7 protein-coding genes and 1 pseudogene are annotated in these 12,825 nt (G+C 66.1%); 6 read left to right on the top strand and 2 right to left on the bottom strand.

The window, feature by feature from the left end:
- Nucleotides 1–193: 193 nt before the first annotated feature.
- Both VCJ09_RS24900 and VCJ09_RS24895 read left to right on the top strand, forming a co-directional pair.
- Nucleotides 194–1,336 (top strand): annotated as a pseudogene (locus tag VCJ09_RS24900) (HAMP domain-containing protein); the annotation flags it as partial.
- 141 nt (nucleotides 1,337–1,477) lie between these two features.
- A complete protein-coding gene (locus tag VCJ09_RS24895) occupies nucleotides 1,478–2,191 on the top strand; it encodes a methyl-accepting chemotaxis protein (RefSeq protein ID WP_407693052.1) in 714 nt (237 codons plus the stop codon).
- Nucleotides 2,192–2,462: 271 nt separating this feature from the next.
- Here VCJ09_RS24895 and VCJ09_RS19715 read toward each other — a convergent pair whose 3' ends face one another.
- Nucleotides 2,463–3,245, bottom strand: coding sequence for a TatD family hydrolase (locus tag VCJ09_RS19715; RefSeq protein ID WP_324734699.1), 783 nt, complete (start codon nucleotides 3,243–3,245; stop codon nucleotides 2,463–2,465).
- Nucleotides 3,246–3,474: 229 nt separating this feature from the next.
- Nucleotides 3,475–4,470 (bottom strand): catabolite repressor/activator, encoded by a 996-nt coding sequence (cra, locus tag VCJ09_RS19710; protein ID WP_324731749.1) that lies wholly within the window; start codon nucleotides 4,468–4,470, stop codon nucleotides 3,475–3,477.
- A gap of 167 nt (nucleotides 4,471–4,637) precedes the next feature.
- Here cra and ptsP point away from each other — a divergent pair, with 167 nt between their 5' ends.
- The 4 genes from ptsP (at nucleotide 4,638) to VCJ09_RS19690 (ending at nucleotide 12,724) form a co-directional block, all read left to right on the top strand.
- Nucleotides 4,638–7,514 carry a phosphoenolpyruvate--protein phosphotransferase gene (ptsP, locus tag VCJ09_RS19705; protein WP_324731748.1) on the top strand — a complete coding sequence of 959 codons (2,877 nt, stop codon included), beginning with the start codon at nucleotides 4,638–4,640 and terminating at the stop codon, nucleotides 7,512–7,514.
- The gene (gene pfkB / locus VCJ09_RS19700) at nucleotides 7,514–8,449 is read left to right on the top strand and encodes a 1-phosphofructokinase (protein ID WP_324731746.1); all 936 of its coding nucleotides are present in this window, start codon (nucleotides 7,514–7,516) and stop codon (nucleotides 8,447–8,449) included. The genes ptsP and pfkB overlap by 1 nt, the downstream gene beginning before the upstream one ends.
- Nucleotides 8,450–8,470: 21 nt before the next feature.
- Nucleotides 8,471–10,204 (top strand): fructose-specific PTS transporter subunit EIIC, encoded by a 1,734-nt coding sequence (locus VCJ09_RS19695; RefSeq protein WP_324731745.1) that lies wholly within the window; start codon nucleotides 8,471–8,473, stop codon nucleotides 10,202–10,204.
- A gap of 123 nt (nucleotides 10,205–10,327) precedes the next feature.
- Nucleotides 10,328–12,724, top strand: coding sequence for a membrane-bound PQQ-dependent dehydrogenase, glucose/quinate/shikimate family (locus tag VCJ09_RS19690; protein WP_324731744.1), 2,397 nt, complete (start codon nucleotides 10,328–10,330; stop codon nucleotides 12,722–12,724).
- Nucleotides 12,725–12,825: the final 101 nt, after the last annotated feature.

Here is a 12,825-nt window from a genome sequence, read left to right as displayed (position 1 = left end):
CCCGATAAGTTCTTTGTGCGACTGCTCAAGCTGGTCAATCGGTATCTAACGCACTGCTTGCAACACCCTGGGTCGGGCTGCAAGAGACGCAAGGCCTGTCGCCTCTTGGGTGAACGACCGTGCACCGCTTCATAACAATAATTAGAACAGGAGACGTCTTGTGAAGACCGTGCTGTATCCGGCCATCGCGCTAATGAATCGCCTCAGCTTTGGCATGAAGTTCAGTTTGATCAGTGTCCTGTTCTTTCTGCCCATGCTGGTCACCAACTTCTATCTGGTACGTGACTCCAATCGCCAGTTCGTCAGTACCCAGGCGGCTCTGGAGAGTATTGATCTGCTCGGTCAGGCGCTGAATTTAAGGCGCGACCTGGAGGATTTCTCCGACCTGGCGGAAATCAACGTGATGATCGGTCAGTCCGGTCAGGCCGGCGATCTCGAGAGTCGTAGCGCGCGCCTGCAAGGCTCCATCGCGGAGCGCCTGCGCGACTTGGCGCCGGTGGTGCACGAGGCCGAACAGATCGATGAATTCGCCGCCAAACGCGATGAAATGATTGCCAACCTGGCCGCTGTGCAGAGCGAGACGTCGCTGCAAGGCAAAGCGGCAATGGCCGAAAAGCTGTTGGGCCGATCGCAGGTATTTATCAAGCTGATCGCAGCTCAGGCCGGACTCAGCCAGGATCGTCAGCGCGAAGTGCGGCAGATGACCGAGCTGATCGTCGGCATCACGCCGCGGGTTGTCTCCGCATTGGGCGAAGGCCGGACGATGGGTGCTGCTTCCCTGGGGCAGGGCTTTCTCAATTCGGGCACCAGTACCAAGTTCGACGACTTATTGCTGGAACTGGAAAAACTCCACGCTGAATATGGCTTGAATCTGCAGGAAGCCTTGAGTAGCAGCCCGGCTGCGCGTGGGGCACTGGAAACCTTGGCCACGGCCAGCCAGGCGACCCTGAAGACCAGCGCGGTGCTGTTCGAAGACAAGGTGGTGATCGCCGATACCCTGGATACGCCCTGGACGCAGTTCTATGAAGAAGTCGGCGCGGCCATGGGCAAGACCTATGAGCTGAACGATGCGGTGCTGGCTTTCCTCGATCAGCAGCTGCAGGAACGGCTGCAGGAAAATCGTGGGCAGATGGTCCTGTTGGTCGCGGCGCTGGTGCTGGTGTTCCTGCTGATCGGCTACCTCTATGGCGCCTTCTATGTGTCGACCCGGAGCACCTTGAAAAGCCTCGGCGAGGTCATGAATAAAGTCGCGGCCGGCGATATGACGGTCAGCTTCACGGCGCAGAGCAAGGACGAGTTGGGCGAACTGGGGCAGGTGTTCAACGAGACCGTGCAGAAGATCCATGACCTGATCGAGCGCGTCGGCCAGACCGTGGTCGAGGTCGAGCGTCAGGCCGATAGCGTGGAGCTGGTTTCCGGCGAGAGTAACCAGGCGGTCGCCGGGCAACGCAGCCAGATCGAATTGGTGGCGACGGCGATGAACCAGATGTCCGCCACCGCCCAGGAGGTAGCACGCAGTGCGGCCGCGGCGGTCGACAGCGCGCAGAGTGTGAACCGCGAAACCGTTAACGGCCGCGCCTTGGTCGAGTCCCAGGTGAGCAGTATTCAGCGCCTGGCCGGCGAGATCGATCAGTCGGTGGCGGTGATCAACCAATTGGCCAGCGACAGCGCCTCGATCAGCCAGGTGCTGGACGTGATCAAGGGCATCGCCGAACAGACCAACCTGCTGGCCCTCAACGCGGCTATCGAGGCGGCGCGGGCCGGCGAACAGGGCCGCGGTTTCGCCGTGGTCGCCGATGAGGTGCGCAATCTGGCCAAGCGCACCCAGCAGTCTACGGAGCAGATTGAGAGCATGATCGGCAAGCTGCAGGGTGGCGTCGGTGCGGCGGTCAAGGCCATGGGCGCCAGCCATCAGATGGCCAGCGGCACGGTCAGCGAGTCGGGCAAGGTGCAACTGGCGCTGGAGAACATCCTCGGTGCGGTGGGCATGATCGTCGACCAGAGCCAGCAGATCGCCGCGGCCGCCGAGCAGCAGACTGCGGTGGCACACGATATCGACCAGAACATCGTCGAAATCAACCGCGCTGGCGAACGCACCGCCGCGGGCGCCAGCCAGACCGAAACGGCCAGCCGTGAGTTGTCCGGGCTGGTGTCGCGCTTGAAGCAGTTGATCGGCGCGTTCCGCGTCTGAGGTTTGTAGCAGTACCGACAAGGCCCGCCATTTGGCGGGCCTTGTCGTTTGCGCCAGGAGCGTAGGGCGGTCCGGGCTGGCTGCCGGTTGATGGGTCGCTTCAGGCCAGCAATCCGTAGGATGGGCCGCGTAGGCTGAGCGTAGCGATACCCATCACGACAATCTGCGGCAAATCAATAAAACCTGGAGGTTGTGAACCAGTTGATGGGTATCGCTACGCTCAACCGCATCCTACAAAAACTGCGGCCGCCAGCAGGCAAGGTTGTGGTGTTCAGAGAGCCCAGCCGAACAACTCCGCGGCATTGCGGCTGCTGGCTGCGGCCAGTTGCTCTGGCTCGACATTCATCAATTGGGCCAGGCAGGCGCAGATTTCCGGCAGATATTCGGGGCTGTTGCGCTGGTGCGGGTGCATGGCCGGGGCCATGTCCGGGGCGTCGGTTTCCAGCACCACGGCCTCCAGCGGCAGGCGCGCCAGGGTTTGCTGCAGGCGCTTGGCCTGGGGCCAGGTCGGCGCGCCGCCGAGGCCCAGTTTGAAGCCCAGCTTGAGGTATTCGCGGGCTTCCTCGTAGCTGCCGGCGAAGGCGTGGATGATGCCGCGGCGCGCAGGCTTGAGCTGCTTCAAGGTGGCGATGCAGGCGGCATGGGCACGCCGTACGTGCAGCAGGACCGGCAGCTCGAACTCCAGCGCCAGGCGCAGTTGCGCCTCGAACAGCGTCTGTTGGCGTTCGCGGTCGAGCCGCTCGAGAAAATAATCCAGGCCGAACTCGCCCACCGCGCAGAGTTGCGGGTGGCCGGCCAGGCGCTGCAGCCAGTCGCGCAATGCGAGCAGGTGCTCGGGGCGATGGCTGTCGAGGAACACCGGGTGCAGGCCGAAGGCGGCGTACAGGCCGGCATCGCCCTGCACCAGATCCCACAGCCGCTGCCAGTTGTCCTGCTGCACGCCGAGCACCACCAGGCGCTCCACTCCGAGGGCGCGGCAGCGTGCGAGCAGCTCGGTGCGGTCGGCGTCGAAGTCGGGGAAATCGAGGTGGGTGTGGGTGTCGATCAGGCGCATGGCCAGAATCATACGCCGCCCGGCTTTTTTGTAGGAGCCGGCCATGCCGGCGATTCGCACGCATGGCGTGCTCCTACAGGTTTGCGACATTTGAACCCTGTCGTGACACTAGCGTCGCGTCAACCATGATATGCCGGTTCAATGCCAGGCTGGTGTGGGAACGCCACCCGGCCCTCCCACGGAAAGCGACAGATTATTCGTGGCGCGACACCAGACGTCCCCCTGGCTCCTACAACGCGTGGCGGATCTTGAGAATGCGCGGGATGGCTTCGATACCGGGTTGGTAGTCGTTGTGCTCGATGGCGCGTAGGGCCAATTCGAGGACGCGTTCGGCGATCTGTGCATGTTGCTGGACTATGGCGTTGACCCGCAGCGGCAGAAAATCCAGCAACTGGGTGTCGCCGAAGGTGGCTATACGCAGACCGTCGATGCCCGGCCCCGACTGTTCCTGCAAGGCATCGAAGACCCCTTCGAGCAGGACATAGGCGGTGGTGATCAGCGCATCCGGCAAGTCGGTGGGGTTGTCCAGCAGGGCACGCATCTGCCGGTAACCACAGGCGCGGTTGAATTGTTCGGCGTGGCTGACGCTGACAGTGCCGCCGAAATCGTGCAGGGCCTGACGAAAGCCGCGCTCGCGGGCCTGGCTGATCGGCAGCTCCGGGCGCGCGCCGATCAGGGCGATATGCCGCGGTGGCGGGCTGAGCAGGCTGGCGGTGAGCAAGGCGCCGGCCTGCTGGTCGTCGCTGACCACCGAGCAGATGTGCGCGGGATCGAGGGCGCGGTCGACGGCGATTACCGGCACGCCGGCAGTGAGCAAGCGTAGATAGGCCGGGTCGTCCTGCGGCAGGCAACTGGCGACGATCAGGGCGTCGCAGCGGCGCGAACGGAACAGTTCGAGCAACTGGCGCTCGCTGCTCGGGTCGTCATCGGAGCTGGCGATCAGCAATTGATAACCGGCGGCGCGGGCGCGCTGTTCGAGCAGCTTGGCCAGGCGCGCGTAACTGGGGTTCTCCAGGTCCGGCAGGATAAACCCCAGGCAGCGGCTCTGTCCGCGGCGCAGGCCAGCGGCTTGCTGGTCGGGGCGGTAGCCGTGGCGTTCGACCACTTCCAATACCCGCGCCACGGTGGCGGCGCTGATCCGCCGTTTATCGGCCTGGCCGTTGATGACGTAACTGGCGGTGGTCACGGAAACCTGGGCCAGGCGGGCGATGTCACTGAGTTTCAAGGCGGAGTCCTGAGTGGGATGACGACCGGGCTTCAAGGATCGCCGATTATCAGGTAACGTGCCAGTCATTAGGTGAAACGATTCAGCAAGTCGCCAGAGCGACTATTCTTTGCGAATAGTCGGGGTTTCACGCTAGCGCCGCCGTCAGTTGCCAGAGGATGTCTTCAATGCTCGAGTTGAATGTCACGCAGATCCAGATGGGCCGTAGCGCCGCGGATAAACCGGCGGCGCTGGTGCTGCTTGCCGATCGCCTGGTTGGCGATGATTTGGTGGCGCCCGGCTATCTCGCCGGCATGCAGGCGCGCGAAGCGCAGGGCTCGACCTACCTGGGCCAGGGCATCGCGATTCCCCATGGCACCCCGCAAACCCGCGATCAGGTGTATTGCACCGGCGTGCGCCTGATCCAGTTCCCCGACGGGGTGGACTGGGGCAATGGGCAGATGGTCTACCTGGCGATTGCCATCGCCGCTCGCTCGGATGAGCACCTGCGTCTGTTGCAACTGTTGACCCGGGCCCTCGGCGAAGGCGATCTCGGCCCGGCGTTGCGCGAGGCGCAGGAGCCCGAGGCGATAGTCGCGTTACTGCAAGGTGCGCCGCAGGAACTGGCGCTGGACAGTCAACTGATCGGCCTGGGCGTGGCGGTCGAGGATTTCGACGAGTTGCTCTGGCAGGGCGCGCGGCTGCTGAAGAAGGCGGGTTGCGCCGAGTCGGGGTTCGCCAACAGCCTGGCCCAAGGCCAGCCGCTGCCGCTGGGCAATGGCCTGTGGTGGTTGCACAGCGATCAGGCGGTGCTCAGTCCCGGTCTGGCGTTCGTCACCCCGGCGCAGCCGCTCGACTATCAGGGCCAGCCATTGACTGGCCTGTTCTGCCTGGCCAGCCTGGGTGAGGCCCACCGGCAATTGCTCGAACGCTTGTGCGACCTGTTGATCGAGGGCCGCGCCGCGGCCTTCAGTCAAGCGACCAGCAGTCGTAGCGTGCTCGAGGCCCTGGGCGCCGAAGTGCCCGCCGACTGGCCGATGCGGCACGTGATCCTGGCCAATACCCATGGCCTGCATGCCCGCCCGGCCAAGGCCTTGAGCGAAATCGCCCTGGCTTTTGCCGGCGAGGTGCGGGTGCGTCTGGCTGGCGAGGCGGGGCCCGGGGTGTCGGTCAAGAGCCTGAGCAAGCTGCTGGCGCTGGGCGCGCGGCGTGGTCAGGCGCTGGAGTTCAGCGCCGAACCGGCGATCGCCGCAGAGGTCCTGCCGGCCCTGGAAGCCGCCGTGTTGGCCGGTCTCGGCGAAAGCCTCGAGCCCTTGCCGCTGGCCGACACCCCAGTTTCGGCCAGTGTTGCGCCAGTGCTCAGTACTGTGCCCAAGCCGCAAGCACCGGCTGCCGGGGCGCGACTGCAGGCAGTTGCCGCCGCGCCAGGCATCGCCATCGGCCCGGCGCTGGTGCGGGTGCCGCCGGTGCTGGATTACCCGCAGCAAGGTCAGGGCGCAGCGCTGGAACAGCAGCGCTTGAGCGCGGCGCTGGAACAGGTCAGCGCCGACATCCAGCGCTTGGTCGAGGCCACGGCCGAGGCCAATATCCGCGAAATATTCATCACCCACCAGGCGATGCTGCGTGACCCGGCCCTGGCCGAGGACGTGACGGCGCGCCTGAGCGCTGGACTCAGCGCCGAGGCGGCCTGGGCTGGCGAGATCGAGGCGGCGGCGAGCCAGCAGGAAGCCTTGCATGATGCGCTGCTGGCCGAGCGCGCCGCCGATCTGCGGGATATCGGCCGCCGCGTGCTGGCTACGTTGTGTGGCGTCGAGGCGCTGCACGAGCCGGACGAACCCTACATTCTGGTGATGGACGAAGTGGCGCCTTCGGATGTCGCCAGCCTCAATCGGCAGCGCGTCGCCGGCATCCTTACCGCGCGCGGCGGCGCCACCGCGCACAGTGCGATCATCGCCCGCACGCTGGGTATCCCGGCGGTGGTGGGTGCCGGCGAGGCGGTCCTGGCGTTGGCCCAGGGCACTGTGCTGTTGCTCGATGGCGATCACGGTCTGCTCCGCGTGGCGCCCGACCAGCAGACCCTGGCGCAGGCGCTGCGCCAGCGCGAGGCCAGTGAAGCCCGCCGCGCGCGCGCCCATGCCGAGCGCATGCAGCCAGCGGTGACCCGCGACGGTCATCGTCTGGAAGTGGCGGCCAATATCGGCGCCAGCGGTGAAACCGCTACGGCGGTCGAGTTGGGTGGCGAAGCGGTCGGGCTGTTGCGCACCGAGCTGGTGTTCATGGATCACGCCGAGGCGCCGACCCAGGCGACCCAGGAGGCCGAGTACCGGCGCGTGCTCGATGCCCTCGACGGGCGACCGCTGGTGGTGCGCACCCTGGATGTCGGGGGCGACAAGCCGCTGCCTTACTGGCCGATGCCGGCGGAGGTGAATCCATTTCTCGGCGTGCGCGGCATTCGTCTCAGCCTGCAGCGCCCGGAGATCCTGGAAACCCAGTTGCGCGCCTTGCTCGCCGCCGCCGATGGACGGCCGCTGCGGATCATGTTCCCGATGATCTGCTGCGTCGAGGAATGGCGCAGCGCGCGTGACATGGCGCTGCGCTTGCGCGAAGAGATGCCGCTGGCCGACCTGCAACTGGGGATCATGGTCGAAGTGCCTTCGGCGGCGCTGCTGGCCCCGGTGCTGGCGCGCGAGGTGGACTTCTTCAGCATCGGCACCAATGACCTGACCCAGTACACCCTGGCCATCGACCGCGACCACCCGACCCTGTCGGCCCAGGCCGATGGCCTGCATCCGGCGGTGCTGCGCCTGATCGGTATGACCGTCGAGGCCGCCCACGGCCATGGCAAGTGGGTCGGAGTGTGCGGCGAACTGGCGTGCGACATGCTCGCGGTGCCCCTGCTGGTCGGCCTGGGGGTGGACGAGTTGAGCGTCTCGGCGCGCAGCATCGCCCTGGTCAAGGCGCGGGTGCGCGAGCTGGATTTCAGTCAGAGCCAGTTGCTGGCCCAGCAGGCGCTAGGTCTGGAAAGCGCCGCGGCAGTGCGCGCCCTGGTCGAGGAGATTGGCTGATGGCACGCATTCTGAGCCTGACCCTGAACCCGGCGCTGGACCTGACCGTATCGCTCGAAGCCCTGCACCCCGGCGCGGTCAATCGCAGCCTGGGCTTGCACGCTCACGCCGCCGGCAAGGGCCTGAACGTGGCCCAGGTGCTGGCAGACCTGGGCCACAAGGTCACGGTCAGTGGTTTTCTCGGGCTGGGCAACGCCACGCCCTTCGAGGCCTTGTTCGCTCGGCGCGGTTTTGTCGACGCCTTCGTCCGCGTGCCCGGCGAAACCCGTAGCAATATCAAATTGGCCGAGCGCAGCGGGCGGATCACCGACCTCAATGGTCCGGGACCGCAGGTCGAGGCGGTGCACCAGGCCGAGTTGCTCGAGGCGCTGGAACTGATGGTTGCCGGCCACGACGCCATCGTGGTCGCCGGCAGCCTGCCGCAGGGCGTCAGCCCCGAATGGTTCACCAGCCTGCTGCGCCGGCTGCAGGCGTTTGGCCTGCCGCTGGCGCTGGACAGCAGTGGCGCTGCGTTGCGCGCCGGACTTGGCGTGGCGCCCTGGTTGATCAAACCCAACGAGGAGGAGCTGGCCGAGGCCTGCGCTTTGCCGACGTCCTCGGCGGCCGATTTGCGGGCCGCTGCGCTGCGCCTGCGTACCTCGGGCGTGGAGCATGTGCTGCTGTCGCGCGGCGCCGAGGGCGTCTACTGGTTCGGCCCGGACATTGCGCTGCAAGCGCGGCCGCCGCGAGTCGAGGTGGTCAGCACGGTGGGCGCCGGCGACTCGCTGCTGGCCGCCACCCTGCACGGCCTGCTGATTGGCTGGCCGGCCGAACGCACGTTGCGTCTGGCCACCGCGATTGCCGCCCAGGCGGTCACCCAGCTCGGTTTTGGTATTCACGACCGGGAACAACTGGCGCGCCTGGAAGCGGGCGTGACTGTCGCGCACCTGGATTAAAACAATAATGAGGTCATTGCCATGAATTTACTGATTGTCACCGCCTGCCCCAATGGCATGGTCACCAGCGTGCTCTGCTCGCGCTTACTGGAAGCCGCTGCCCAACGTCTGGGTTGGACGAGTCGGGTCGAGGTCCACGACCCCAAGGCGATAGGCTCGCCGCTGAGCGAGGCGGATATCGCCGCCGCCGAACTGGTGGTGGTGGTCAAGACCGGCGACCTGTCGCTGCAACGCTTCGTCGGCAAGCGCCTGGTGCAATCCACGCCGGCCGAAGCGCTGGTCGATCCGCAGCAGTTCCTGCTCGCCGCCGCCGAGCACGCCGAAATCCTGCAGCACGATGCGCCAGCGCTCGCCGAGGCGACTGCCCGGCCACGCCTGGTCGCGGTGACCGCCTGCCCGACCGGGGTAGCGCATACCTTCATGGCCGCCGAGGCCCTGCAACAGGCGGCCGAGCAGCTTGGCTACCAGTTGCAGGTGGAGACCCGCGGCTCGGTGGGCGCGCGCAACGTGCTGGATGACGCTGCCATCGCCGCTGCCGATGTGGTTCTGCTGGCCACCGATATCGAGGTGGAAACCGCCCGCTTCGCCGGCAAGAAGGTCTTTCGCTGCGGCACCGGGGTGGCCCTCAAGCAGCCCCGGCAGACCCTCGAACGGGCTTTGGTCGAGGCGCAACCGTTGGTCGCTGGCGGCAAAGCAGAAGCCGCCCAGTCCGGCCCCGCGGCACAGGGCGGGGCGTACAAGCACCTGCTCACGGGTGTGTCCTTCATGTTGCCGATGGTGGTGGCCGGCGGCCTGATGATCGCCCTGTCGTTCGTCTTCGGCATCGAGGCGTTCAAGCAGGAGGGCAGCCTGGCCGCCGCGCTGATGCAGATCGGTGGCGAAGCCGCGTTCAAATTGATGGTGCCGGTGCTGGCCGGTTACATCGCCTATTCGATCGCCGACCGCCCCGGCCTGGCGCCAGGGATGATCGGCGGTCTGCTCGCCAGCTCGCTGGGGGCGGGCTTTATCGGCGGCATCATCGCCGGCTTTCTCGCCGGCTATGCGGCCAAGGCCATCGCCCGCTGGGTGCAGCTCCCGGCCAGCGTCGAGGCGCTGAAACCGATCCTGATCATCCCGTTGCTGGCCAGCCTGTTCACCGGCCTGGTGATGATCTATGTGGTCGGCAAGCCGGTGGCGGGCCTGTTGCTCGGGCTCACCGCGTTCCTCGACAGCATGGGCAGCACCAACGCTATCCTGCTCGGCCTGCTGCTCGGCGGCATGATGTGCGTCGACCTTGGCGGGCCGATCAACAAGGCCGCCTACGCCTTCTCCGTCGGCCTGCTGGCCTCGCAAAGCTACGCGCCCATGGCCGCGGTGATGGCCGCCGGCATGGTGCCGCCGATCGGCATGGCCATCGCCACTTTTATCGCCCGACACAAGTTCGCCCAGAGCGAACGTGAAGCCGGCAAGGCGGCGGGGGTGCTGGGACTGTGCTTTATTTCCGAAGGGGCGATTCCTTTCGCGGCCAAGGACCCGTTCCGGGTGATTCCGGCGAGCATCGCCGGTGGCGCCTTGACCGGTGCGCTGTCGATGTACTTCGGTTGCAAGTTGATGGCGCCGCACGGCGGCCTGTTCGTGCTGCTGATCCCCAATGCGATCAACCATGCGGCGCTGTACCTGCTGGCGATAGTCGCCGGCAGCCTGCTGACCGGGGTGGTGTATGCGGTGATCAAGCGGGGCGAGGCGCAGCCGCTGGTCGTCGATGCGCTAGCCTGAGTTGAGTGGTAGCAGGGCTGAATCAAGGCCCTGCAGCCGTAGCCACAGATAGCGCGCTGAAATGATGTTGTGCCAGATTGCGCCAGCGCTGCGGGCGCAACTGAATCGGCAGGAGAGTGCTGGATGAATAGTGAATACGCAGCACGTCCATTGCGGATCACCCTGACTGCCGTGGTGATACTGGTGCTGGGGGGGCTGCTGCTGGCTGGCGGCGGTTACCTGGTGCTACTGGGCGGGTCCTGGTATTACCTGTGCGCTGGCATCGGCCTGGTGGTCGTGGCCGGGCTGATGTTCGCCCGGCGGCGCGACGCAATCGGGCTTTACGCGTTGTTGCTGCTCGCCACGCTGGCCTGGGCCCTCTACGAGGTGCGCTTCGACTGGTGGCAGCTGGCGCCGCGTATCGACCTCTGGTGCATCCTTGGTCTCTGGTTGATCGTGCCGTTTATCAATCGTCATGTCGGCGACCGGCTGGTCTGGCGCGACGGTGCCACCGGTCTGCTTGGCCTGGGCCTGCTGGCTGGTGCACTGATGGCGGGTTACGCGCTGACGCAGGACTATTCATCGCTCAAGGGCGAGTTCAGCGACGCCCAGATGCAGGGCCTGAATCCTCAAGGGCTGGCGGGGCGCTCGGCGAACGACTGGACGGCCTATGGCGGCTCCGATCGCGGCGATCGCTATTCACCGGCCAAGCAGATCACTCCGGAAAACGTCGGCACGCTGGAAAAGGCCTGGGAATACCACACCGGTGACCTGCCGGGCGCGGGTGATCCCGGCGAGGTGACCAACCAGGTCACCCCGCTCAAGGTGGGCGACAAGCTGTTCATCTGCACGCCTCACAGCATTGCCATCGCGCTGGATGCCGACAGCGGCGAGGAGCGCTGGCGCTTCGATCCGAGCATCAATCGAGAGGCCGAGTACTACCAGCACATGACCTGTCGCGGCCTGGCGTTGCACGACGCCAGCGTCTATGCCGCGGCTGGGGCAAAACCTGTAGCGCCGACAGCCGCCCGCTGCGAGCGCCGGCTGTTCCTGCCGACCAACGACGGTACCCTGGTTGCGCTGGATGTTGAGGACGGCAAACCCTGCGCGGACTTTGGCAGCGCAGGCGTCGTCGACCTGAAGGTCGGCCTGGGTGAGGGTGCGCTGGGCGTCTATCTGCCGACCTCACCGCCGGTGGTGACCGAGAAGCTAGTAATTGTCGGCGGCTCGATCACCGACAATGGTGCGGTGGATTCTCCGGGCGGGGTGATTCGGGCCTATGACGTGCGCAGCGGCCGGCTGGTCTGGAATTTCGATCCAGGCAACCCGGACGCGACCGCCCCCTTGCCGCCGGGCGAAAGCTACGTGCGTAGCACGCCGAATTCCTGGACCATCGCGACGGCCGATGAGGCGCTGGGGCTGGTCTACATACCCACCGGCAACCAGACGCCCGACCAGTGGGGGGTGCAGCGCACGCCTGAGTCCGAGCGGTTTACCGACGCGCTGGTGGCACTGGAGCTGGACAGCGGCAAGGTGCGCTGGGAGTTCCAGACCGTGCACCACGACCTCTGGGATCGCGACCTGCCAGCACAACCGATACTGGTGGATATCGACGGTCCGCAGGGCAAGGTCCCGGCGATCATCCAGCCGACCAAGCGTGGCGACCTCTATGTGCTGGATCGTCGGACCGGCGAACCCATCGTCCCGGTGACCGAGCGGCCGGTCGCGCAGGGCGCCGTCGCCGGTGACTTCACCGCGCCGACCCAACCGGCCTCCGCCCTCAGCTACGCGCCGGATCAACCGCTGCGCGAGCGGGATATGTGGGGCGGCACACCGCTGGACCAGATGATGTGCCGCATCCAGTTTCGCCAGCTGCGCTATGAAGGCGACTTCACGCCGCCGTCGGAGCAGGGCTCATTGATCTATCCGGGCAATGTAGGCACCTTCAACTGGCCATCGGTGGCGGTCGATCCGGTGCGGCAACTGCTGTTCGGTGCGCCGAACTACCTGGCGTTCGTTTCGCAACTGGTCAAGCGTAGCGACGTCGACCCGCAGGAACGCAGCGGCGGTGGAGAGACCGGTCTGCAACCCAACCTCGGCGCGCCCTATATGGTGCGCCTGCAACCCTTTATGTCGGTGCTCGGCCTGCCGTGCCAGACGCCGCCCTGGGGCTTCGTCAGCGCAGTCGATCTGCGCAGCATGAAGCCGGTATGGATGCACAAGAACGGTACCAGCCGCGACAGCGCGCCGCTCGGCATCCCCTTTACGGTGGGTACGCCGGCGCTGGGCGGACCGCTGGTAACCGCCGGAGGCGTTGCTTTCCTCAGCGGCACGTTGGACTACTACCTGCGGGCGTACGATCTGCAGAACGGCGAGCAGCTGTGGAAAGCCAGGCTGCCGGCGGGCGGTCAGGCGACGCCGATGACCTATGTGTCGGCGAAGACCGGCAAGCAGTACGTGGTGCAGATGGCCGGCGGGCATGGATCCTTCGGTACCAAGATCGGCGATTCGCTGATTGCCTGGACGCTCGCCGAGCAGTAGCCGCACGCTCGGCGCATTCGCGAGCAGGCGTGCAAGACGGCTGCGGTGCTGGATCGGGTCGCTGTTTAGGTGTCGGTTATTCGCCGGCCCAGGCTTATGCA

Source organism: Pseudomonas paeninsulae (assembly GCF_035621475.1).
Classification (GTDB): Bacteria; Pseudomonadota; Gammaproteobacteria; order Pseudomonadales; family Pseudomonadaceae; genus Aquipseudomonas; species Aquipseudomonas paeninsulae.
The sequence above is the reverse complement of the archived record's forward strand: the minus strand, read 5'-3'. Positions and strand labels throughout refer to the sequence as shown.

Coding starts and splice junctions, on each gene's coding strand:
- ptsP (WP_324731748.1), top strand. CDS start 4,638: ATGCTCGAGTTGAATGTCACGCAGATCCAGATGGGCCGTAGCGCCGCG.
- VCJ09_RS19695 (WP_324731745.1), top strand. CDS start 8,471: ATGAATTTACTGATTGTCACCGCCTGCCCCAATGGCATGGTCACCAGC.
- VCJ09_RS19715 (WP_324734699.1), bottom strand. CDS start 3,245: ATGCGCCTGATCGACACCCACACCCACCTCGATTTCCCCGACTTCGAC.
- VCJ09_RS24895 (WP_407693052.1), top strand. CDS start 1,478: ATGAACCAGATGTCCGCCACCGCCCAGGAGGTAGCACGCAGTGCGGCC.
- pfkB (WP_324731746.1), top strand. CDS start 7,514: ATGGCACGCATTCTGAGCCTGACCCTGAACCCGGCGCTGGACCTGACC.
- VCJ09_RS19690 (WP_324731744.1), top strand. CDS start 10,328: ATGAATAGTGAATACGCAGCACGTCCATTGCGGATCACCCTGACTGCC.